This window comes from Bacillus massiliigorillae (assembly GCF_000380245.2).
GTDB classification, from domain to species: Bacteria; Bacillota; Bacilli; order Bacillales; family DSM-1321; genus Bacillus_AD; species Bacillus_AD massiliigorillae.
Genome location: NZ_HG428741.1, coordinates 343087 through 365581, shown reverse-complemented (window position 1 = coordinate 365581; position 22495 = coordinate 343087). Strand labels below are relative to the sequence as shown.

The 22495-nt window shown below is 35.8% G+C and carries 23 protein-coding genes, 1 tRNA gene and 1 other annotated feature; of the genes, 6 read left to right on the top strand and 18 right to left on the bottom strand.

What is annotated here, in order from left to right; all coding sequences use genetic code 11:
- Positions 1-62: 62 nt before the first annotated feature.
- Entirely contained in the window at positions 63-494 is a 432-nt protein-coding gene (locus TX86_RS01650; RefSeq protein WP_042345623.1) for a hypothetical protein, read from the bottom strand.
- Positions 495-798: 304 nt separating this feature from the next.
- On the opposite strand from TX86_RS01650, the gene TX86_RS01645 reads away from it, so the two are divergent.
- Both TX86_RS01645 and TX86_RS01640 read left to right on the top strand, forming a co-directional pair.
- On the top strand, positions 799-1914 hold the full coding sequence (locus TX86_RS01645) for an IscS subfamily cysteine desulfurase (protein WP_042345621.1): 1116 nt from the start codon (positions 799-801) through the stop codon (positions 1912-1914).
- 23 nt (positions 1915-1937) lie between these two features.
- Positions 1938-2483, top strand: a complete 546-nt coding sequence (locus TX86_RS01640) for a transcription repressor NadR (protein ID WP_042345619.1) — start codon at positions 1938-1940, stop codon at positions 2481-2483.
- Between the two features lie 73 nt (positions 2484-2556).
- On the opposite strand, the gene pheA is transcribed toward TX86_RS01640, so the two are convergent.
- From pheA to TX86_RS26540, 12 genes are all read right to left on the bottom strand, one after another.
- On the bottom strand, positions 2557-3432 hold the full coding sequence (gene pheA, locus TX86_RS01635) for a prephenate dehydratase (protein ID WP_042345616.1): 876 nt from the start codon (positions 3430-3432) through the stop codon (positions 2557-2559).
- 148 nt (positions 3433-3580) lie between these two features.
- A complete protein-coding gene (gene thrR / locus TX86_RS01630; RefSeq protein ID WP_042345615.1) occupies positions 3581-4030 on the bottom strand; it encodes a transcriptional regulator ThrR in 450 nt (149 codons plus the stop codon).
- An 18-nt stretch (positions 4031-4048) separates the two neighbouring features.
- Complete coding sequence (obgE, locus tag TX86_RS01625) at positions 4049-5338, bottom strand: GTPase ObgE (protein WP_042345614.1); 1290 nt, start codon at positions 5336-5338, stop codon at positions 4049-4051.
- Positions 5339-5389: 51 nt separating this feature from the next.
- Positions 5390-5932, bottom strand: coding sequence for a Spo0B C-terminal domain-containing protein (locus TX86_RS01620; protein WP_042345613.1), 543 nt, complete (start codon positions 5930-5932; stop codon positions 5390-5392).
- A 342-nt stretch (positions 5933-6274) separates the two neighbouring features.
- Positions 6275-6565, bottom strand: a complete 291-nt coding sequence (gene rpmA / locus TX86_RS01615) for a 50S ribosomal protein L27 (RefSeq protein WP_042345612.1) — start codon at positions 6563-6565, stop codon at positions 6275-6277.
- 12 nt (positions 6566-6577) lie between these two features.
- Complete coding sequence (locus TX86_RS01610; RefSeq protein WP_042345610.1) at positions 6578-6910, bottom strand: ribosomal-processing cysteine protease Prp; 333 nt, start codon at positions 6908-6910, stop codon at positions 6578-6580.
- 12 nt (positions 6911-6922) lie between these two features.
- A complete protein-coding gene (gene rplU / locus TX86_RS01605; protein ID WP_042345609.1) occupies positions 6923-7231 on the bottom strand; it encodes a 50S ribosomal protein L21 in 309 nt (102 codons plus the stop codon).
- Between the two features lie 14 nt (positions 7232-7245).
- Positions 7246-7327 (bottom strand) — a sequence feature (ribosomal protein L21 leader region).
- A gap of 86 nt (positions 7328-7413) precedes the next feature.
- Positions 7414-8832: an Rne/Rng family ribonuclease gene (locus TX86_RS01600; RefSeq protein ID WP_052343701.1), complete on the bottom strand. Its 1419-nt coding sequence runs from the start codon at positions 8830-8832 to the stop codon at positions 7414-7416.
- 68 nt (positions 8833-8900) lie between these two features.
- Complete coding sequence (locus TX86_RS01595; RefSeq protein ID WP_042345608.1) at positions 8901-9767, bottom strand: site-2 protease family protein; 867 nt, start codon at positions 9765-9767, stop codon at positions 8901-8903.
- Positions 9760-10515, bottom strand: coding sequence for a M23 family metallopeptidase (locus TX86_RS01590; protein ID WP_042350040.1), 756 nt, complete (start codon positions 10513-10515; stop codon positions 9760-9762). Before TX86_RS01590 ends, TX86_RS01595 begins: the two co-directional genes overlap by 8 nt.
- A 197-nt stretch (positions 10516-10712) precedes the next feature.
- A complete protein-coding gene (gene selB / locus TX86_RS01585) occupies positions 10713-12590 on the bottom strand; it encodes a selenocysteine-specific translation elongation factor (protein WP_042345607.1) in 1878 nt (625 codons plus the stop codon).
- A gap of 191 nt (positions 12591-12781) precedes the next feature.
- Positions 12782-12878: transfer RNA gene (locus TX86_RS26540), tRNA-Sec, on the bottom strand.
- Between the two features lie 355 nt (positions 12879-13233).
- On the opposite strand from TX86_RS26540, the gene TX86_RS01580 reads away from it, so the two are divergent.
- The 4 genes from TX86_RS01580 (at position 13234) to TX86_RS01565 (ending at position 16527) form a co-directional block, all read left to right on the top strand.
- Positions 13234-14127 (top strand): substrate-binding domain-containing protein, encoded by an 894-nt coding sequence (locus TX86_RS01580; protein ID WP_042345606.1) that lies wholly within the window; start codon positions 13234-13236, stop codon positions 14125-14127.
- Positions 14128-14132: 5 nt separating this feature from the next.
- Positions 14133-15008, top strand: a complete 876-nt coding sequence (locus tag TX86_RS01575; protein ID WP_042345605.1) for an ABC transporter substrate-binding protein — start codon at positions 14133-14135, stop codon at positions 15006-15008.
- 70 nt (positions 15009-15078) lie between these two features.
- A complete protein-coding gene (locus TX86_RS01570; protein WP_042345604.1) occupies positions 15079-15777 on the top strand; it encodes an ABC transporter permease in 699 nt (232 codons plus the stop codon).
- Positions 15778-15783: 6 nt separating this feature from the next.
- Positions 15784-16527, top strand: coding sequence for an ABC transporter ATP-binding protein (locus TX86_RS01565; protein ID WP_042345603.1), 744 nt, complete (start codon positions 15784-15786; stop codon positions 16525-16527).
- 52 nt (positions 16528-16579) lie between these two features.
- On the opposite strand, the gene TX86_RS01560 is transcribed toward TX86_RS01565, so the two are convergent.
- From TX86_RS01560 to TX86_RS01540, 5 genes are all read right to left on the bottom strand, one after another.
- Positions 16580-18502: a molybdopterin biosynthesis protein gene (locus TX86_RS01560; RefSeq protein ID WP_042345602.1), complete on the bottom strand. Its 1923-nt coding sequence runs from the start codon at positions 18500-18502 to the stop codon at positions 16580-16582.
- A 10-nt stretch (positions 18503-18512) separates the two neighbouring features.
- Positions 18513-19745, bottom strand: a complete 1233-nt coding sequence (locus TX86_RS01555) for a molybdopterin molybdotransferase MoeA (RefSeq protein ID WP_042345601.1) — start codon at positions 19743-19745, stop codon at positions 18513-18515.
- A 196-nt stretch (positions 19746-19941) separates the two neighbouring features.
- Positions 19942-20736, bottom strand: coding sequence for a formate dehydrogenase accessory protein FdhE (locus tag TX86_RS01550; protein ID WP_042345600.1), 795 nt, complete (start codon positions 20734-20736; stop codon positions 19942-19944).
- Between the two features lie 262 nt (positions 20737-20998).
- The gene (locus TX86_RS01545) at positions 20999-21682 is read right to left on the bottom strand and encodes a formate dehydrogenase subunit gamma (protein WP_052343504.1); all 684 of its coding nucleotides are present in this window, start codon (positions 21680-21682) and stop codon (positions 20999-21001) included.
- A complete protein-coding gene (locus TX86_RS01540; RefSeq protein WP_042345598.1) occupies positions 21669-22493 on the bottom strand; it encodes a 4Fe-4S dicluster domain-containing protein in 825 nt (274 codons plus the stop codon). The genes TX86_RS01545 and TX86_RS01540 overlap by 14 nt, the downstream gene beginning before the upstream one ends.
- Positions 22494-22495 lie beyond the last annotated feature (2 nt).

The following is a 22495-nucleotide window of genomic DNA, read 5'->3' as shown; positions in this document are numbered from 1 at the left end:
TCCTCCACCGCTCAAAGTTTTACTGTATATTACTAGAACGTATCAAATTATATAAAAGCAAATCAAGAGATTTGCAAAAACTTTTGTTTCACAATTGAAAAATCTTTAAATAATTGCTCGTCATCTACGATTAGTTTCTCTAATTTAATTTTTTCTACCATGAGATGTAAAGCTTTCTCATATTGCATAAATAAATAGTGCCTAATCTCTTCAGCAGATTTATCAAGCCACTTATTCTTTGGCATTCCGATTCTAATTGTGACAAACCTTTGATTAACATTTAATAATAAATTTTCACAGCCTTCAAATCCCCAATTTAAACGCTTGCCATCAATCCGTCCTTCAGGAGCAAACTCATCAAGCTGTGGTGAATAACATTTATCACAAATCGTATTTAATAATGTACTTAATGCAATGATATGAGGATCAACAGCATTAGCCGAATGTACATCACCAAATTTTATACTGAATGTAAAATATGTGCGCTTTTTCATCCTACTGCCTCCTCTAATACCTTGATTATTTATAGTTTTTGAATTCATAATAACATAATATATTACATCTATATATTAATAATTGTGATAATTCACATTTTTTTATAACTATGGGGATTTTATGAACTTACTATATATTTTGTTTGTAATTATGAAATTTATTCCTACCTACCTGTCTTGACACCTGTCATCATTGTTTCATAAACTACATATTAAGAAAAGCCAACACTAGACTGAGCACATGCTAAATAGAAAGTTATTTCTCTTCAAATGTAAGAGAACATATACAAGGGAGTTACTAAATATGAAATATTTTGACCATGCAGCAACTACACCAATGTGTAATGAAGCCATTGAAGCTTATTCAGAAGCTGCCAAGCTATGCTTCGGAAATGAAAGTAGCCTTCATGATGAAGGTAATAAAGCAAAGCAATTACTAGAAGCTTCTAGAAAAATTATTGCCTCAAGCCTTGATGAAGCTGATGAGTCTGTAATCTTCACAAGCGGTGGGACAGAAAGTAATCAACTAAGTATTCAAACCTTATTAAAGAATACATCTCCAACTAAAAAACATATTATTTGTTCTTCCTTAGAACATCATTCCATCCACCAAAGTATGCTGCAATTACATGAACTAGGCTATGAAATTGAATTTATGAAACATCATTCTAATGGAATTGTTAATCTAGAAATACTTCAAAAACAAATAAAAGAAACGACTGCAATAATCATTTTACAGCATGTTAATTCTGAAATAGGAATCATTCAGCCTATTGCATCTGTTCATCAGCTTATAAAGGACACAGATATACTACTACATGTCGATTGTGTTCAATCGTATGGCAAACTAAATTGTAAAAGCATTAGTAAATATGCAGATAGTCTAGCTATTTCAAGTCATAAAGTATATGGACCTAAAGGTGTCGGGGCTATTGTTTTCCCCCATATTCATACTTTACATCCTCATCATTCAGCTATTACGCATGAAAAAGGCTATCGATCCGGCACAGTTAATGTTCCTGGTATTTATTCATTTGCGATGGCTGTAAATCAAGTAAAGCAAGATTATCATATCCAAAATATGCGAAACATCATACTGGAAAACCTTCATTTAACTGAGATACCATTTGCTTGTATTGAAGGAACTAATGAACAACAATTACCTCATATCATTTGTTTAGTATTCCCGAAAGTACAGGGTCAATATGTTATGATGGAGTTAAATAAACTAGGCTATTGTGTTTCCTCGGGAAGTGCTTGCCAATCTGGAACAAAAGAACCTTCTAAAGCACTTTTGGCACTTGGTAAAGATAGCGACGAAGCAAAAAGCTCCATTCGAATCTCATTAGGAGCACACAACACTGAAGAACAATGTCATAGTCTAGCTCACGACCTATCACAAATTATAACTATGCTTTAAATGCAATCATAAGGAGAATCAAGATGAAAAATGAAAAAAAGCTACTTGGCGAAGAACGCCGCAACGAGTTGCTTAAAATATTAAAAACAAGTTCTTCTCCAATTACAGGAAGTGAATTAGCGAAAATAGCTAATGTTAGCCGACAAGTTATTGTAGGAGATATTACCCTTTTAAAAGCCAAAAATGAGCCTATTATTGCAACAAGCCAAGGATATATATACTTTCAACAAGATCAACTTGAAAAGCTTTGTGAGCGTACTGTAGCGTGTTTTCATGCGCCAGAGGATACAGAAAGAGAATTATTATTACTTGTTGATACAGGCGTTACAGTGAAAGATGTAAAAGTAGAGCATCCTGTTTACGGGGATTTAGCCTCTTCCATTATGGTAAGTAATCGACGTGAAGTGACTCATTTCTTGCAAAAAATTCAAGAAACAAAGGCAACACTTCTTTCACAGCTGACAAATGGTATTCACTTACATACCTTAGTAGCAACATCGGAACAAATACTAGACGAAGCCGAAGCCGCCTTACAACAAGCTGGATTCTTAGTAACAGAAAATGAATGAATAAATAAGAAAAGCTATACAAAAAAGCTGTACGAAAAAGAGCTCATCATAACTCCCTTTCGCACAGCTTTTTTTATTTTGTATGACTTGTTTGCAATCCTTCGACCGTAAAGCTTTTATAACTTCCAAGCATCGACACTTTACAACCTAATGCTTCAAGCTCTTGAATTGTACCTGGTATTAACACTTCATCCATTGCCATTTCAATATCAACAATAAAAAAATATTTACCCAATGAGATTTTCATTGGACGAGATTCAATTTTAGATAAATCTAAATTTCTCCAAGAAAATGCTGATAACACTTGATGAAGAGCCCCTGGATGATTGTCTGGAAGTTCAATCATTAAAGTCGTTTTTTGACCATTTTCCTTCGCATCTTGAACAGATAATTCAATTTTTTGTTTAGATACCACAATAAATCTCGTTGTATTATGCTTATAGTCATGTACATTATGCTTTACAATAGTTAATCCGTATTCTTCAGCTGCTAGTTCACTAGCAATAGCAGCGACTTTCAACTCGGGATTATTCTTCACATATTCCGCAGCTCCTGCTGTAGAAGCAACACTTTCATACGGTACTGTTTTTAATTCTTTATGAAGAAACTTATGACATTGAGCAATTGCATGAGAATGAGAATACACCTTTTCAACCGATTCCCAATCAACACTATTATCAGGATGCATCATAAAGTGCTGTTGAATCGGTGTATTAATTTCACCTTGTATCGGTAAATTTGCTTCATGTATTAAATAATCCAATGTAATATTAACCGAACCTTCTAATGCATTTTCAATTGGAACAATAGCAACATCTGCCTCATCTTCCATAACAGCATCTAAACATTGTGGTATCGAAATTAATGGCTCTATGTCAGCATTCGGAAATGCTTTTAACGTAGCATAATGTGTAAATGTCGCTTTCGGTCCTAAACATACAACTTTCATTTTTGATAAACCTCCCATTTGCGAAAAAACTATATTGCTTTATGTTAGGGTATTTTTTGAATTTTTACAATCTTTTAATTTCAATAAACCAAAAAACAGTAAGAGAATTGCACTACACATTCACTTACTGTTTTTTATCTAACAATTACTATGCACCTGAACCTAATACTTCTACTTTATCGACAAATTCTAGTTGTTTTAAGTTCGAAAGTAAGCCATCAATGGTTGTTTTCATTGAACTTACATTTAATGATAACGTAACATTTGCTCTTCCTTGAATTGGAATCGTTTGATGAATGGTTAACACGTTACAGCCAGCATCTGCGACAATTCCTAATAGGTTAGAGAGTGTCCCTGAACGATCTTCCAGATGAAAAAACAACGTAATGATTTTTTCCTTAACAACTGTATGAAAAGGAAAGACTGTATCACGGTATTTATAGAAGGCACTTCTACTTAAGTCCACCTTTTGTACAGCATCAAAAACTGACTCAGCTTTCCCACGTTGAATCAGTTCTTTTGCTTCCAACGTTTTTTGCATCGCTTCAGGTAAGACATCTTCTCGAACTAAAAAAAATTTATAATCGCTTTTTTTCAAAGTATTCACCCCAAAAGATTACTCAACAAATTCAAATTCGAATTCACAAATTTTAACCGTATCGCCATCTTTTGCACCACGTTTTCTTAATTCATCATCTACGCCATATGAACGAAGCTGTCTAGCGAAACGAGCAATTGATGCATCACGATTAAAGTCTGTCATAACGAATAGTCTTTCAATCTTATCTCCAGATACAACGAAACGACCATCTGGCTCACGAGTAATTTCAAATTCCAATTCGTCTTTCTCGAACTTGTACAGAACTCGGTGTACACCAGCTTCTTCTTCTTCGTGATCTAGTGGGAATTCTGGTGTTTCTTCTAATTTATCTGCAACAGCATATAATAATTCACGTATACCTTCTTTTGTGAAAGAAGAAATCGGGAAGATTTGTACATCCTCGCCTACTTTTTCTTTGAAAGCTTGTAAATTATCTTCGGAATCTGGCATATCCATTTTGTTCGCTGCAACAATTTGTGGTCTTTCTGTTAAACGTAAGTTATATTCTTTTAACTCATTATTAATGGTTACATAATCTTCATACGGATCTCTACCTTCAAGTCCAGACATATCAATTACATGCACAATAACGCGAGTTCTTTCAATATGACGAAGGAATTGATGCCCAAGACCAACACCTTCAGAAGCACCTTCAATCAGCCCTGGAAGATCAGCCATTACAAAGCTTCGACTATCTTCCGTTGCTACTACACCTAAGTTAGGTGTTATTGTAGTAAAGTGATACTCAGCAATCTTTGGTCTAGCCGCTGAAACAACAGATAATAATGTCGATTTACCTACACTTGGAAAACCAACTAAACCTACATCAGCTAATAATTTCAATTCAAGTACAACAGTACGCTCTTGACCTGGTTCTCCATTTTCAGCGATCTCTGGAGCTGGATTAGATGGTGTTGCGAAACGATTATTTCCACGTCCACCACGTCCTCCTTTTGCGATGACTGCTGTTTGACCATGTTCTATTAAATCAGCAACCACTTCATTTGTTTGCTCATCACGAACAACTGTACCAGGTGGCACTTTAACAACTAAATCCGCAGCATTCTTACCATGCATGCTTTTCGACATACCATGTTCCCCACGGCTTGCTTTAAAGTGCTTTTTAAAGCGAAAATCAACTAGTGTACGAAGACCTTCTTCTACTTGGAATACGACGTTTGCACCTTTACCACCGTCTCCACCAGCTGGTCCACCATTTGGAACATACTTTTCACGACGGAATGCTACCATACCATTACCACCGTCTCCGCCTCTGACAAATATCTTAACTTGATCGACGAACATTCAATCACTTCCTTATATAGTAAATATCTTTAGTTGTCATCTATGTAGCCGTTATAGTGTTTGTAACTCCCATTCCACAACAAACACTAGCTCTTCATCTGTAAATGAATTAACACACATTGTAGCTAATGATGGACACTCTTTTAAAAAAACATCTAAAATACGATTATCCTTTATCTTTCCCACTAAATCAAAGGTAAATCGTAGGCTATTCACACTTTCATCTATTACAATTTTCAGTTCATTTTCTCCAAAAGGATCTAATGTTACATTTAATGTATCCATAAATGCACTTATCCACTTAGAGACGACTTGATCAGGCTTGTGACAGCTATTATTAACTTGAAGCACTTCATACTCAAGAGAAAAAACAAAATCTCTCCAATTGCATGTCATTAGACACTCTGCTGTTTTAGGCATTTGCATATTCGCTAGCTGTGCTTCATTTTTTGCTTCTACGATCACATTGTTAATAATTGCTTTAACGTAATCTAAATTGTTTAGTTCAATATTTCCTTTAATTAACTGCATCTTATTTAACCAATCGTGCCGTGAATAATTTAATAGCTCAATAATTCCCCATTGTTTATCCATATATAAAAAGTCTCCCAATTTGAAATCACTTTTTTCGTGAGATAAAACATACTCCCTGTATTTTTTGCCCGTATATGCTTAGTATAGCAGAAAAGAAATAATTATTAATGAGTAATATAAAAGAGGATTATTTGTAGAAGTTAAAGATGATGAATATAACACTTATTAATCTTTCCCATTCATGATTGATTCCTGTTGTAACTTGCTATAACAACCCTATCATGCCATGCTAGGTCCTTTATACTCTGCAATCTATATAATAGACCACTATATCTATCAACACAAGCCTTATAAAACAAGAAAACTCTAACCAGACAAGGTTAGAGTTTTCTATAAAAGCAATTAAGCTTCTTGTGCAACTGGATATACGCTTACTTTTTTGCGGTCACGACCGAAACGCTCGAAACGAACTTGTCCGTCTACCTTAGCAAATAAAGTATCATCTCCGCCACGGCCTACGTTTTCACCTGGGTAAATCTTTGTACCGCGTTGACGGTAAAGGATTGAACCACCAGATACGAATTCGCCATCTGCAGCTTTAGCGCCTAAACGTTTAGACTGAGAATCACGACCATTCTTTGTAGAACCTACTCCCTTTTTGGAAGCGAAGAACTGAAGATCTAATCTTAACATATGTTCCACCTCCTACTTATTGAGGTTAATTTTTATATATTTACCATAATCTCGTTCGATTGTTTGTAAAGACACAAGCATTCCTTGTAATAGAAGTTGGACCTTCTCTGACTCTTCTGCTGAAATATCAACAGGAATCGCACAGTGAAGATAACCACCTTTACCTTTCGCATCAATAACAGGTTTAACATTTGTTAAACTCATTATACTATTAACAGCTCCAAACGAAACTGCTGATGCTCCGGCACAAACAATATCAGAACCGTGTTTTGCAAAATTAGCATGACCACTCATAGTGAAAGATGAAATCTTATCACCATTGTAATCAAGTTTCACAGTAATCATAGGTCTATAACCTTACGCGTTGATTGCTTCAATAACAACTTTAGTGTATGGTTGACGGTGACCTTGTTTCTTATGATAGTTTTTCTTCGCTTTGTATTTGAAAACAGTGATTTTCTTTTGACGGCCTTGCTTCTCTACTTTACCAGTAACAGTTGCGCCTTCAACTAGTGGGCTACCCACTTTCACATTTTCTCCACCTACGAATAAAACTTTGTCAAAAGTAACAGCTTCGCCTTCAGCAGCGTTTAGTTTTTCAACATATACTACATCGCCTGCAGCTACCTTGATTTGTTTACCACCAGTTTCGATAATTGCGTACATACTTGCACCTCCTCATAATTTGTAAGACTCGCCTAAAACAGGTGATTTACTATAATAGTAAATACTTAAACCTGAATCGTGCGGTTGTAGCTACGGTGCGCTACAAACATAACAAAAGAATATTATCATGAAATTCACTATGATGTCAACTTGTTTTACAGATATACTACTCTAAGTCTCATTTAATTAGAATAGTACGTTTTAATATAGAAATGAGGCTTATCGTTTTCGATAACGGAAAACTCAATTTTTAGCCCCACATCCTGTTCAAGCTTGTCCTTATATATACTATTCTCTCCTAAGAACCACTGAAGAACATCTTTCGTCAATTCAATGACAACACTTGTATAATCACTATTCCGATGCTGAAGTAATTCTCTCTCCATCCTAAAAGCAGCCGCTTGAGCACTTTCTACTCGACCAGTACCACCACAAGAAGGACAAATTTCTGTAGAATAGTTCAAAAGTGAAGGTGATGTAACTTTTCGCGTTAACTGTAGAATACCTAATTCTGTAAATCCAATGATTTGGATCGTTGTCTCATCCTGTTTCATGCTACGCTTAACAATTTGAATGATTTGCTCTTTATTACTCTTCATATTAATGAAATCAATTAAAATCATTCCGCTAAGATTACGAAGCTTAATTTGCCTCATTGCTTCCTTAGCTGCAATCATATTCGTTTTCCCAACCGTATTTTCTTTATTTTGTTTACCTGTAAACTTTCCCGTATTCACATCAATAGTCGTCATCGCTTCCCCTTCTTCAATGACTAAAAAGCTTCCATTATCAAGCCAGACAACACGTTTCTTTAATCGCTCGATTTGATGTTCAACATCCCAGGCTACGAAAATATTCTCTTTTTCACGAAAAAGTACATATTCCCAACTAGACTGCGGTTGCATTTGAAGTTGCTGAAAAACAGAAAAATCATCAACATAAACCGTTCCACTACTGTTTTTCATTTCTGTTGCAATTGCTTCTAAAAGTCGGTCCTGTTGTTTCAAAAGAGCTGGAGCCTTCACATTTGACATTTTCTTCACCAATTGTTGATACGATTCACGACAATTCTGCAATTCTTGTACAAAAGAAGCTTCATCTCTTTCACTCATTTCTGTTCGAATGAGCATACCTTCATCTTCTATTCGATACTCTTCCCCTAGTTGTTTCCAACGCTCTCTAATAGGATGTGGTAATTTTTTCGAAACAGCTATGTATTTTTGATGAGGCATATACACCATACTAGATGTTGCTATTTCAACAAAACCAGTTACTCTCGCACCTTTATGCTCCGTTTCATCTCTTATAACTTGAACAAGTATTTTCTCTCCTTGTTTAACTAGCTGAGAAATGGGAGTTTCCTTACCTTTAGAAGCGACAGCCAATATATCATCTTTATGAAGAAACCCTTTTTTCTCACGACCAAAATGAACAAATGCAGCATCCATTCCAGGCATAATTTTATCTACTCTCGCAACATAAACATTACCAACTAAACTTTCCTCATACTTGTTCATCAAATGAATATGTTGAAGCTGCTCTTTTTCCAAAACAGCGATTCGTTGTTCACGTGAAAGACAATTCACTAATATCGTTTTCATAAAAAAATCCTTTCTCATAGAAAAAACAGCACCGGCTCTTTTCCATTTATGAAGAAAGGATAACATATTTAATATTGATATAATAGGTCACCAATTTTGATTGCTGTTAGCTTATCTGTAAAATAAGCATGTAAAATTTCATTCTCATCCAGTGAACCTCTTTCCTTACCATCTTTCGTTACTATGATTGGATGCTTATAGCCTCTTTGAAATAATTGCAATACATGATTTACTTGTTCATTCTCATCCACAGTAATAGGCTTTAACTTCAGCAAATCTTGATTTTTCCCATAATGTCGTTCAAGCAAAAAGCGCATAAAAACATATTGCCTTTGACGCCATTCGATTGAAATAGAAAACAGAATGAACGCAAGAATGATAACTATATTTAAACTGAACTGTCCGAATGCAATAAAAGCAAGCAACAAAATGATTGATGCTCCCACTGAAACTTGTAAAGCTAATCGATGACTTTGTATGAATGAATAACGTAAAGACAATAATAAAAACAATAACTTACCGCCATCTAATGGCCAAACAGGTAGTAAGTTAAACAAACAAATAGTGCTATTAATATACGTAAATGTCACAAACGTTTCATGCTCAATAACTCCAATCAAAAGTAAAACATATGAAAGTAAAAACATCCATAAGTGCTGCAAAGGACCGAATATCGTTACATGGAGATCTTCCATTAATGTTCGATTTCCGTACTCGTCCGTCTCAAGCACCCCACCAAAAGGCAAAATTTTAATTGATTTTATTCTCCACTTATAATAGACAGCAGCACATGCATGACCCATTTCATGTACAAACACCACGGTAAGCAGCATCAGTAACGCTTGAAAATGAGCAGTAATTACAGCTATACCAACAACAAGCCAAGTAGTTGGATGAACAGTAACTTTGTTTATCAATTTAAAATACTTATTCAAATGAAATCACCTGATTCGGATCAACAAATGCATCTTTCTTCTTAAATGCAAAGAACATCCTGCCTTTAGATGCATCATGACTTGATGATACCATGCCAAGTTTTTCACCCTTACTAACACTGTCCATATAACTAACGCTAATACTTTCAAGCTCCCCATACCATGATTCACTTCCATCACTATGTTGAACTACAACTGTATTACCCGTATTTTCTTTCATACCAACAAAAGTAACTACACCATTTTGAATAGCTCCCACCTTCAAATTCAATGCCGTCTCTAGTAGGACACCTTCACCATTTTCCTTAAAGTTTTGCACAATTTGTCCGTTCACAGGTTCGCTATATTGTGACGACACCGTTTCAACATTTTTACTTTCTTTACCTTGGTCAGATGGTAAAAAAGCAATTGGTTTTCCAAAAGTATCTTCATACCAATCTGTCACAGCAGCAAATTGCATTTCTTTTTCAAAAGTGGATGCAACGAAATCTTTTGCGACTTGAAGCTTCTCCGATGGATACTTATACAAAGCAGCAATAGAAAAAAACAACAAAGCTGATACTAATACTTTCAACAAAAATAGATCTTTTCGAAATAAAGGATGATTTCCTTCATCACCACTATCATATGTCGTAACATTAGATGAGTAAGACCGCTCACGTTCATATGAGGAAAGACGATTCTGATTTTCTTGCATTTTCTTTCGCTTTCTAATTCGGTTTCTTATAGCTCTCCTTCTATCATACATCACCCAATCGTACCCCTTTACAACAAAAATGATACTAACACTATATGATGAACTAGGACAAACTATGCTAACTATGACTTGAATTAGCGCAAAATGAATTTCAATAAAAATCCACATGGATATTTTTCTCATTAAACAAATAAGTGGTGAGGATTACACTCCCCACCACTCAAATTTCCACTCTATTACGTATTAATTTACTTCCATTTGCGTTCATTTTCGATACGCTCAGTAAAACCATCTCTATCAAGCTTTTCTAGAAAAGGAATCATATATTTTCTAGACAATCCCAATATTTCTTTCGCTTCACCAACAGAGAACGTTGATTCTGTACCTTCTTGTAACTTATGTAGAGCCTTTTGAAAGTTTTCTAAATAGAAAAATCTTCGGTCATCTAAAGGAGAAATCAAGTTTTCTTCTATTAAAAATTGAATAATATCCTTAAACAAACGGTCTGGAACACCTTGCCCTTGGAGATAAGTATAAATATCATTTACTTCTAACTGATCATTTTTTATATCTTTAATCACATTATTCACACGGGTTTCCCATTCTTTCGGTATAGAAGGCTGAAATGTCAACGTAAAAACATAAATCCCTTTTCGATTCCACAATTCATTCATACCATCATCCAAACAATATTCAATTAATGTTTTAGGAAACTGCGAAGTTAATTTTTGAAGTAATTCCGCTTTTGGAATTCCTTTTCTCATAGAGAAATTCTTTTCATACTGTAACAAATGATCATATATTTCTTCTTTAATATCTTCAACAGTTCTTTGATGAACAAACATAGTTGGTACAAATTCAATGATGGCATTCGTTTCTAAAGCAAGCTGTTTTATATCTTCTTGGCGTAATTCTGTTAGTTTTTGAATGTCAGCTAAAGATAAACACGGATTTTGTTTTAATGTATGTAAAAACCGCTCCTTTTCTGTGCCTTCTTTTTTATGACTCAACTGTTGGATTGTATCAGTTCCAAAACGATATTTTTTACCGTTCGGATCAATTACCCAACCACCACCAATTGTTTCTGATGGAGTTGGCCTTCTTAATATCAATACATCTCCACGTTTCGTTACAACTTTTTCCTCTAGACGTAACTGACATAATATTTCTTCTGATTCTTCTTTTATTTCATTACGATCAAAGAAAACAACACGCCCTCTTACTTCTGATGTCCCAATATAACAAACAATCGGCATTCTTTGCTTCACCACATACTCCAAATCCTTGACCATGCGGATGGACACATCAATAACATCCGTCACAGAAAAAGCAAAGTCCGAAACCAATACATCTCCACGTTTTACCTCATCCTTAGACACATTCATCAAATTGATAGCTGTTCTCTGTCCAGCAAAAGCTTGTTTTGCTTCTTGATGATGAACCTGAATTTGTCGTGCTTTTGTTTCTTTTTCTTCCGGTAAAATCCATAGCGTTTGCCCTTCTTCTATTGAGCCTTCATTTACGGTTCCTCGAACTACCGTTCCCTGACCTTTAATAGTAAACACGGAATCAACAGGTAATCGGAAGTACCCTTTATAATCGCGTGGAGGAATTTTTTTCACCGCTTCAATCATTGCTTCTTTTAATTCCTGAATCCCTTCACCAGTTAAACTATCTACCATAAAAATAGGACTATCTTTAAAGATTGTTGCTTCTAATTCTTCTTTTATTTCTTCTTTAGCCAGTTCTAATAAATCTTCATCTACTAAATTGATTTTAGTAATGACAACCATACCGCCTTGAATGCCTAAAAAATCTAATATTTCAAGATGCTCTTTTGTTTGTGGCATAACACCTTCATCTGCCGCCACAATTAATAATGCGAAATCAATGCCAGAGACACCAGCAATCATACGTTTAATAAAGCGTTCATGTCCTGGAACATCAATAATGGATATTTGTAATGATTCATTCTGAATAAGAGGTGCAAAGCCCAATTCAATTGTAATTGCACGCTCCTTTTCTTCTTTTAAAATATCTGTGTCAACATTCGTTAAAGCCTTTGTTAGACTTGTTTTTCCATGGTCAATATGACCCGCCAATCCAATAGTAAAGTGTTTTTTCATTTTCTCTCATCTTTCTATAACAATTTTCCTTAAACCGAAAGAAAGAGAAAAACAAATTTCATATCAAGAAATTGTTTTTCTCTTTCTTTGGCGTTCGTATTTTTCTTAATTGAAAATCATCAGATTAATCGATATATAACATTTTAAATCCACTATATCAAAAGAAGGATTTAAAAATAAAGTCAAAATAATGGCGGGATCGTGTGGGAATCGAACCCACCAGAGACGACACGCGCCTCTCAAACAGTTTTGAAGACCGAGGAGCGCACCAGCTACCCATCCAACCCCAAATATCAATGCATTGCTAATTTTGTGATTCTATTAAATTATACAAAATTTAATTTTATTTCACAATAATTTTCAAGACATTGTAACAAATAGTATCTGGCTGACAAATCATATAATACAATACATATTTTCCAAACAAAGATATTTCCGACACAAATTTGTTGAATTATATAAAAATAGTAATAAAAAGAGAATAAATTCAATATTAGTAATAGTTTAAGCAATACTTTCAGCTAACAAAACCAAACTCAAACTAACTAAACCCAACTAAAACAAATTGACGAATACGTCTTCCTCCGTTTTAATAATATTGTGCGCATTCAAAACTATATTAATATAGTGAAGAGGTTTAATTATGAATCATGATTTTTATACAGCTGAAGAAGTAGCAATTTTATTAAAATTATCGAAATACACCATTTATGAAATGGTAAAACGAGGCGAGTTGCCTGCCGTTAAAGTAGGAAGAAAAGTCCGTATTAATAAAACGGATATAGATCGATTATTAGAAGGAGATTCACCTAAAAAGCAAGAATCCACTTCATTACTATCAAATGAACAACCGATTAGGTTTATCGGTAGTCATGACTTACTAGTTGAATTAGCTTTAAATACGTATAACAGCAATAGCCAAGCTCCTCATTGTATCCCTGCTTATGTCGGCAGCATGGAAGGCTTATTGTGCTTGTATTATGACCGAGCTGACTTCGTTGGTTGTCATATTTTTGATGAAGAAACGACTACATATAATATTGAAATTGTAAAAAGACTTTTTCCTGGTGAAGACATGGTACTTTTTCATTTTGCCAAAAGAAATATAGGATGGATTGTTCCTAAAGGAAACCCTAAACAATTAAGTAATTGGCAGGATTTAAAGAGGCCACAACTTACTTTTGTTAATCGACAAAAAGGTTCAGGTACTCGACTTTTACTTGATTGTTTTAGAAAAAGACTTAATTTATCAAAAACATGTATTAAAGGTTATAGCAGTGAAGAACTGACACATTATGGCGCTGCTTCTGTTGTGGCTAGAGGGGATGCTGACTTCGCATTAGGTTCAGAAAGTGCAGCACTTGCACTTGGTCTTGACTTTATCCAACTTCAGCAAGAGCAATATGATTTCATCATGAAACGTTCATTCTACGATAGTCTGCAATGGCAAGAGATTCAAAGCATTATTCAATCCACTAACATCAAAAAGTTAGATGGATATGATACAACACAACTAGGAACTATTCAGGAGGTTTAATTTAGATGAAAATAAGAAATAAAAGTCTTTTCTTTTATTTGATGATTATGGTATTATCTGCTGCCTTATTAGTAGCAGGTTGTTCAAATACGAAGGATGATAAATCAAAAGAAGATAATAAGCAAACTGCCGAAAAAGCATCAGGTGATTTAATTTTGGCTACAACTACAAGCACACAAGATAGTGGATTATTAGATGAATTAATACCAATGTTCGAGGAACAAACGGATGTCAGAGTTAAAACAATTGCTGTTGGTTCTGGTCGAGCATTAGAAATGGCTAAATCAGGAGAAGCTGATGCATTACTTGTACACGCTCCTGCTGATGAAGAAAAACTTGTGGAAAGTAAAGACGTCACTAACCGAAAATTAGTTATGCATAATGACTTTATCATAGTTGGACCAAAAGAAGATCCAGCAGGTATTAAAGGCTTACCTGTCCAAGAAGCATTAAAGAAAATCTATGAATCTAAAAACATTTTCGTCTCACGTGGTGATGATTCAGGTACACACAAAAAAGAACTAGCTCTTTGGAAAGAGATTAACATTGAGCCAAGTGGTCAATATTACCAAGAAACAGGCTCTGGAATGGGAGATACTTTAAAGGTTGCCTTTGAAAAAGGTGGATACACTTTAGCGGATCGCGGAACATATCTTGCATTAAAAAATGATGTTAAGCTAGAAATCCTTGTACAAGGTGATGATAGCTTATTAAACATTTATCACGCTATGCAAGTTAACCCTGAGAAATCAGATAAAATCAACAGTGCGGCAGCTAAAGCATTTGTTGAATTCATGGTAAATAAAGACACGCAAAAAACAATTAAAGAATTCGGTGTAGATAAATACGGCGAGCCACTTTTCTTCCCGGATGCGAAATAAGTAGATAAGGCTGACTTTTGTCAGTCTTTATTATTGATTTTGAGCGTAAACGGTATTCGGAGGGATTAAGATGGATAGTATCATAAACGGAATAGTAGAAGCCTTCCGAATGATTGTAACTGGAGATCCAGAAATATTTGCTATTGTTTGGTTAACATTAAAGGTTTCAGGTACAGCTACATTCATTAGTTTACTCATCGGAGTTCCTTTAGGAGTTGGATTAGCTCATGTTCATTTTCCAGGAAAAAAACTTTTGATGAGTATTATTAATACAGCGATGGGCTTTCCACCTGTTGTCATTGGATTATGGGTATTTTTACTTCTCAGCCGAAACGGCCCACTAGGCTTTATGAATTTGCTTTATACCCCTACTGCAATTCTAATAGCTCAAGCTGTAATCGCAACACCCATTGTCATCGGACTTACATGTGCAGCAATCATGCAGGTTGATGATGCTTTAAAATTACAAATAAAAGCATTAGGCGCAACGAAATGGCAAAGCCTATTCCTGATTATTAGAGAAGCGCGATTTTCTATATTAGCTGCTTGTATTGCTGGATTTGGAGCGGTTGTTTCAGAGGTTGGAGCATCCATGATGGTTGGCGGTAATATTAAAGGGTATTCTCGTGTACTCACAACAGCAACTGTAATGGAAGTGAATAAGGGGAATAGTGATGTTGCCTTAGGTATATCTGTTATTTTATTATTGCTAGCATTCGCAGTAACGGTTGGCTTAACGTATTTACAACAAAAAGAACGAAAAGGATGAGAACAGATGATTACCTTAAATAACATTACAGTTAATAAAAGAGGCAAAAAAATCTTATCTGTCAATCATCTAACTGTTGTAAAAGGTGAAGTGACAGGTTTAATCGGTCCAAATGGTGCCGGAAAGAGTACATTATTAAAAACAATGGCTTTATTAGAAAATCAAGTGGAAGGCGAACTAAAATTAAAAGGTGACGTTATGTCTGTTGTAAAACCTTCACTTGAAAATAGACGTCTATTTTCCTTCGTATTTCAACAGCCATTAATGCTCGATACGAATGTCTTTAATAATGTAGCTTCAGGACTAAAAATTAGGGGAATAGATAAACAAGAAATAAAGCGAAGAGTAGAACAATGGTTAGAAAAACTTAGTATTAGTCATTTACACAACCGACACGCGCGTTCATTATCTGGTGGAGAAGCTCAACGAGTTGCTTTAGCAAGAGCACTTGTAACAGAGCCTGAAATTTTATTTTTAGACGAGCCTTTCTCTGCGCTTGATTTACCTACAAAACGTAGGATTATGAGCGACTTGAAGGCAATACTAGCACAAACACATATCACTACTATTTTTATTAGTCATGATTATCAAGAAATTACATATTTGTGCGAGCAAGCAATTGTCTTATATAATGGTGAAATGATTGGAAAATACAAGTTAGTAGATTTGCCGCTTTCTCATTTTACCAAGCCTTTACAGACTTTTATTACAGAGTGGAAAACCCCATTGTTAGAGCATTATTACGGATAACAAAAACCCCGATATATTGTATGTAATCGGGGTTTTATTGTGTATATCAGCTTTATGAAAAATAGATTGGAGATGGATGACGCACAACTTCATATCCACCCATATTTTCAATTTCTCGAATGAAAGCCTCACTCTGTATAATCTTAATAAGGTTTTCCCCTTGTTTGCTCTCAAAGAAGTCTTTTTTCATTAATAAATCATAGCTTTCATCAGTTACAGGGATAAAATCTACCCCCATAGCCTTAGCCGCTGAATAAATACCAAGACCAACTGCATTTTGATCCATTTTCACTTCTGCTGCAACACTTAAATGCGTAAAATACTCACGATTATAGCCTGAAATATCGTTTGTCTCTAGCCCCGCTTCTTGTAATAACAAATCAAATAAAATTCTAGTACCTGCACTTTTTTGACGATTTACAAACATCGCCTTCTGTGTAGCAATATCGGATACAGAAGTAATTTGTAATGGATTGCCCTTCGGAACAATCCAGCCCTGCTTTCTTTTTAAAAACGGATAAAGAACAACATTTTCACCTTGCAATATTTTTTTCACATAGGATGTATTATATGTTTTATTTTCAGAATCTAGTAAGTGAATACCCGCAACATGAGCTTCCCCTTTTTTGATAGCTAACATTCCTGCCATACTTCCTGTATGAGTAGAAACAATTTTGGATGTTAGAGACTGCTGCTGTAAGAAGGTCGACAAATAATCAATACTTAAATCATGGCTTCCATTAAAAATATAAGCGGACTGTATACTGCTTATAGGCTTTAATAACTCTACTTCCACTAAGTCTCCTTGCTCATATCCTAATATCGATGGAGGTATAATGAGTAGTGCATCTGCTTTTACAAGAGACATCGTGACACCTGCAGCTCTCGTTAAAGGCGTAGCTACATACGTCCCATCAATATAGCCAATATTCATCCGTATGAAATCTTCCGCTCCCATTGTAGATACAATACGACGACCTAATTTAACAGTAAGTTTCTCTCTTTCTGGTGGAACAATCCCTAAACACTGACAAATAAGGGGGCGTATAAGCCACTCTAATGAAAGATAAGCGGAAACAGGGTATCCTGGTATACCAACGACAATTTTTTCATTTACTTTTGCAATAATAACCGGCTTACCCGGTCTGGTGGCAATACCATGCGTATACACTTCACCTAATTCTTCTAAAATATGAACCGTATAATCTTTAGAGCCAGCAGATGAACCAGCATTAATAACAACAAAGTCAGAAGTAGCAGTAGCTTGTACTATAGCTTCTTTTAATTGTTCCGGATCATCTGGGACGATATCATGTAAATTGGGTAGTCCTCCCCATTCGGTAATATAACTCGCAAAAACCGTTCCATTATACTCAATTAAGTGTCCAGTACCTGCCTGTTCGCCTGGTAGTACTAATTCATTTCCTGTTGGAATAATGGATACTATTGGTTTATCAATAACTGGAACCTGATCTATTCTCGCCGCAATTAGAGCTCCTATATCAACAGGACGTATTATATGTCCTCTAGGCAATATCATTTCCTCTTGAACAATATCCTCTCCAATAGGTCGAATATGCTGCCAAGGTGTAGCAGGTTCAATGATTTCAATTGTCTCTTGATCTAACTCTTCAACATGCTCAATCATAATTACAGCATTGTATGGAGAAATAACTGGACCACCTGTATCTACGTACTTAAAATCTGTATTCAGCTTCATTTGCAGCGGTTGGTGTTCATGTGCTGTAAAAGTATTTTCAGCGACAACAGCAATTCCATCCATCGCAGATGCATGATAATGGGGCATCGATGCTTTTGCAAAGATTGGCTCTGCTGTAACTCTCCCTAATGCTTCTTCAGGTTTGAGATATTCTACTCTTTTCTCATACTGGAAAGCTTGTAGCATCTCATCTACCGCCTGTTGTCGTGGCTTATCTTCTAAATATACTTTTCGATAAAAATTATGTTTTCCCATACATTCACACCTAATTTAATTTAATAACTTTTACTACTTCTCCCTTATCAATTCCTTCTTTAGCTGAAGGAATTTCTAATAGTCCATCACTTGCTACCATTGTAAAAAGCAAACCAGATTTACCATGAACAGGTTCCGCGTACATTTGCCCGCTTTCTTCAGTCAACTTTACACGAATATAATCTGTTCTTCCTGTTACAGAAGGTAAACGTTTTGTTGAGATTGCACTCATATAATCCAATCGCTGTTCCTTTTTCTCACCTGTTAGCTTTGTTAAAATCTTACGACCAAACAACATATAAATAACCATGGCTGAGGCAGGGTGACCTGGAAGCCCTATAATTGCTTTATCATTAGCACATGACAGAATAGTAGGTTTCCCCGGCTTTACTGCTACTCCATGAACAAATACGCCTGGTTTACCTAAAGAATCAATGACTGATACAGAATAATCTTTTGTTCCAACAGAACTACCACCAGATAAAACTAGACAATCTACTTTTTGTAATAGCTCCTCTGATTTTTTTTTCAGCTCTGATTCATCATCTGGTACAATACCACCATATACAAATTCATAACCCCACTGTTCAGTCATAGTACCAATAGTTAGTGCATTACTATCTCGAATTTCACCTGTTGAAATAGCTTCCCTATTAAAGGACACAATTTCATCTCCAGTAGATAGATAGCCTACTATTGGTCGACGAAAGACGGGAACTTCTTCTATCCCTTGAGAAGCTAGAGCTCCTATTTCTTGCGGACGAAGCTTTGTCTGTTTCTTAACAAGTATTTCTCCTTCTTTCAAGTCTTCCCCAGGAAAAACGACATGTTCATTTGGGACAGCCTGACGGTATATGTTTAATAACTCATTCATCTGTTCACAATGTTCAATCATAACCATCGTATCGCTACCATTCGGGAGCATTCCGCCAGTTGGGACATAAACCGCTTCCCCTTTTTGTAGCGTGTACGTTACTTCCTCACCCATTCTCACTTCGCCTTTCACGGACAAAAAGGCTGGCATACTTTCTGAAGCTCCAAAAGTATCCTCTGCTTTAACAGCATATCCATCTACAGATGAGCGTCGAAAACTCGGAACATTTTCACGAACAATCACATCCTGCGCTACTACTCTTCCACTTGCATTCCATAACGAAATTTTTTCTACATCTTTTATATTTGGAATATAAGATTCTATTAAGCCTATTGTTTCCTCAACTGTTTTCACTTGAAAAAACTTCACATAACTCACACCTTTAAAATAAAGTGAAACTTTACTCGGTGGGAGGCATTCATCCCCCACCGAGCATGAGTTGAACCAATCGGGTTCTTACAGGCGCTTGATCTCCCACTTAAACGCCTTGCATTCGCTTCCGTTTTGAATTGAGAGTCTTAGCGCCTGTTTGAACGGGATAAATGCCTTTATTCAATCTAGAATATTATATAGTAAGCTCTTCTTCACCTAATACATAGCCTTCTTCTTGAGCAATATAATCTAGATGAATAGTCGTTAAATCAAGAATTTCAGGTGTTAACTTTTCAAGCATAACTCGGGTATCAATGACTTTCGTGTAATTTTTACAGCAATCACAAGCAATAATTTGCTCTCTCTCTTGTCCTTCCGGCTTCATAATAATAATTTGTTCATGGTCATCATTGTCACAATAAGCACAACTAATTTTTTTCTGTTTCCAAGAATAATAACAGCGTGGACATACAAGTTCTTTACCACCATTTTTTCCGACGATTGCTAAGCGAGGTGGTTCACCACAAGCTGGACAACACCCTTTTACTTGGCTTTTTGAGAGCTCTTCTTGAAGTTGATTTACAGCTTGTCTAATATACACTCGTGACGTACTCTCAGCTAAAAAGACTGGTAACCACTTTTCAACTTCGCTTTCCTCAGCAAAGTGCTCAAAATAAAATTCATTCATCATAATAGCTGCTTCAAACCATTTTCTACAGTTTTCTTCTGTCAATTTTTCTTTAATGATTGATAACTGTGGTTTAAGAGCGGGTCTTTGATTCTCTAAATATTCCATTGTCTCAAGCAAACACTGTTTATATGACTGAATATCGCCTTGAAACTCTACTTCCGGTAATAAAGGCGCGTTTACTGGATATTTTTTATCAACTAATTGGACATTAATTTGCTCCATCCATTTTTCTTGCATAGTCACAAGATCTTTCTGTATTTGTAGATAATCATGTGAACTTGCTTGATCTACTGTCATCCAAAACCCTCTTTTCAAAGTGAATATCTTGTTTATCAGAAAAGCGTAAGCGCCCGATTAGCTCCGTATAGACTGGAGCCCTTCGACCGAGATAAAGGAAACACGAAGAGCTGGTAAGCGATTCGATGTTGACTTATCAGAGGAAGAATGGTGAAGTCCACTTGGAGCTGGGCGATGAAGCTAGACACCACGCAAATTTATAAACATACATAACTTATAGCAAAAGGAAAGAACGACAAAATGCTGTTCTTCCCTTCTGTTCTTATGCTTCTTTCTTATTCTTCTTTTCCTCTTCCATTACTTCATCATACCAGCGACCATGGTGAGCTTTCGCATACTTAATATCTACATCACCCTTCGTAATACCTCGCATGGAAGGTCTTGAATTAGGGTGACCTATAGACAAGTAAACATGCCCTACAACAACCGCTGTTGCTAAACCTAAGCCAATATTATGCATTGGATATGCCCACATTACCACACCGTGTGGGAAGAATTGTGGGAACCACATCACAAGGCCAGATCCCATTATTAGAATCGTCATTAAAATTTGTAGTAATGAATTGACCTTTTCACCTGCATTGTAAAAATCTTGCTTTGGCACATTCGCATGCTTCCCAAAAAATTCTTTAGGAAACTCTAAGAAAAATTGAAAATCATGCTTTTTCCAAGTGAAAATTTGTTTAATCCAATAAATAAAGCTCTTCGGATCTGTTAATAGTACGAATATGGTCGGGATGAAAAACACAACAGCACATACTCTATGGAATAATCGTGCTCCAGCTGGCCCTCCAAAAAGCGGATAGAGCCAATCAAAAAATTCCGTATACATCGGTAAAGCAGAAATATAGAGACCAAAGAAGGCAATTGCATTCATCCAATGAGCAATAATAACCGATTTGCTAAAGCGTTTGACATATTTTCCATCACTGCTAATCTTGCTCATGGTCATGCCCTCCTTCATGCTCTGAACCTTTACGATTAAAGAATTTATTCGATACCATCGCACCTACTACTGCCATCGTAGTTACACCTAGCATTGCTTTGCCCAGTGGCTGTGCATAATCCTTCCAAACAATTTGCGAAAGTGGTACTTGTGGATCTTCAGGTAAACCATAAACGCTCGGCTTATCTGCTAATAAATATACCGTACCCGTTCCATCAATACCTTGAGGATTATAAATATTCGCATTTGGAAAACGATTCTTCACTTTCGTTAAACGTACTTGTGCTTCTTTCAATATTTGATTTCTATCGCCATAAACAAGACAGTCTGTATGACAAGCTGTTACACATGCCGGCTGTAATCCTTGCTCTAGTCGATCTGTACAAAGTGTACATTTTTGCGCTTTACGATACTCTTTACCGTTTTTATCTTTATATGTGGCTAGTTTCACAACATCGAATGTACAGTTTTGTACACAATATCCGCAACCTACACATTTTTCAGGATCAATGACAACTGAACCAAACTTTGAATGACTAATCGCTGACTCTGGACATGCCTTTTCACAAGCAGCTTGTCCACAATGAAGACAAGACATGTGACGGAATAACCAATTTAAACTGCCATCCTTTTGCTCTTGCTCCAAAAATGTAATAACATTCCACGTATTCGCTGTTAACTCTTCATGAGATTGATAACTTCCATGAAATGCTTCATTTTCAGCAGGAAGGTCGTTCCAGTTTTTACACGCTACCATACATGCTCGACAACCATCGCATTTCGTGACATCTATAAATTTCACATATTCCATCC

Bases quoted from the DNA above. Each gene is read 5' to 3' on its own strand.
- rpmA (WP_042345612.1), bottom strand. From the start codon at position 6,565: ATGTTAAGATTAGATCTTCAGTTCTTCGCTTCCAAAAAGGGAGTAGGT.
- TX86_RS01640 (WP_042345619.1), top strand. From the start codon at position 1,938: ATGAAAAATGAAAAAAAGCTACTTGGCGAAGAACGCCGCAACGAGTTG.
- TX86_RS01645 (WP_042345621.1), top strand. From the start codon at position 799: ATGAAATATTTTGACCATGCAGCAACTACACCAATGTGTAATGAAGCC.
- selB (WP_042345607.1), bottom strand. From the start codon at position 12,590: ATGAAAAAACACTTTACTATTGGATTGGCGGGTCATATTGACCATGGA.
- TX86_RS01540 (WP_042345598.1), bottom strand. From the start codon at position 22,493: ATGGAATATGTGAAATTTATAGATGTCACGAAATGCGATGGTTGTCGA.
- TX86_RS01590 (WP_042350040.1), bottom strand. From the start codon at position 10,515: ATGTATGATAGAAGGAGAGCTATAAGAAACCGAATTAGAAAGCGAAAG.
- obgE (WP_042345614.1), bottom strand. From the start codon at position 5,338: ATGTTCGTCGATCAAGTTAAGATATTTGTCAGAGGCGGAGACGGTGGT.
- TX86_RS01545 (WP_052343504.1), bottom strand. From the start codon at position 21,682: ATGAGCAAGATTAGCAGTGATGGAAAATATGTCAAACGCTTTAGCAAA.
- pheA (WP_042345616.1), bottom strand. From the start codon at position 3,432: ATGAAAGTTGTATGTTTAGGACCGAAAGCGACATTTACACATTATGCT.
- TX86_RS01570 (WP_042345604.1), top strand. From the start codon at position 15,079: ATGGATAGTATCATAAACGGAATAGTAGAAGCCTTCCGAATGATTGTA.
- TX86_RS01620 (WP_042345613.1), bottom strand. From the start codon at position 5,932: ATGGATAAACAATGGGGAATTATTGAGCTATTAAATTATTCACGGCAC.
- TX86_RS01600 (WP_052343701.1), bottom strand. From the start codon at position 8,832: ATGAAAACGATATTAGTGAATTGTCTTTCACGTGAACAACGAATCGCT.
- TX86_RS01560 (WP_042345602.1), bottom strand. From the start codon at position 18,502: ATGGGAAAACATAATTTTTATCGAAAAGTATATTTAGAAGATAAGCCA.
- TX86_RS01580 (WP_042345606.1), top strand. From the start codon at position 13,234: ATGAATCATGATTTTTATACAGCTGAAGAAGTAGCAATTTTATTAAAA.
- TX86_RS01575 (WP_042345605.1), top strand. From the start codon at position 14,133: ATGAAAATAAGAAATAAAAGTCTTTTCTTTTATTTGATGATTATGGTA.
- TX86_RS01565 (WP_042345603.1), top strand. From the start codon at position 15,784: ATGATTACCTTAAATAACATTACAGTTAATAAAAGAGGCAAAAAAATC.
- TX86_RS01650 (WP_042345623.1), bottom strand. From the start codon at position 494: ATGAAAAAGCGCACATATTTTACATTCAGTATAAAATTTGGTGATGTA.
- TX86_RS01550 (WP_042345600.1), bottom strand. From the start codon at position 20,736: ATGACAGTAGATCAAGCAAGTTCACATGATTATCTACAAATACAGAAA.
- TX86_RS01610 (WP_042345610.1), bottom strand. From the start codon at position 6,910: ATGATTACTGTGAAACTTGATTACAATGGTGATAAGATTTCATCTTTC.
- rplU (WP_042345609.1), bottom strand. From the start codon at position 7,231: ATGTACGCAATTATCGAAACTGGTGGTAAACAAATCAAGGTAGCTGCA.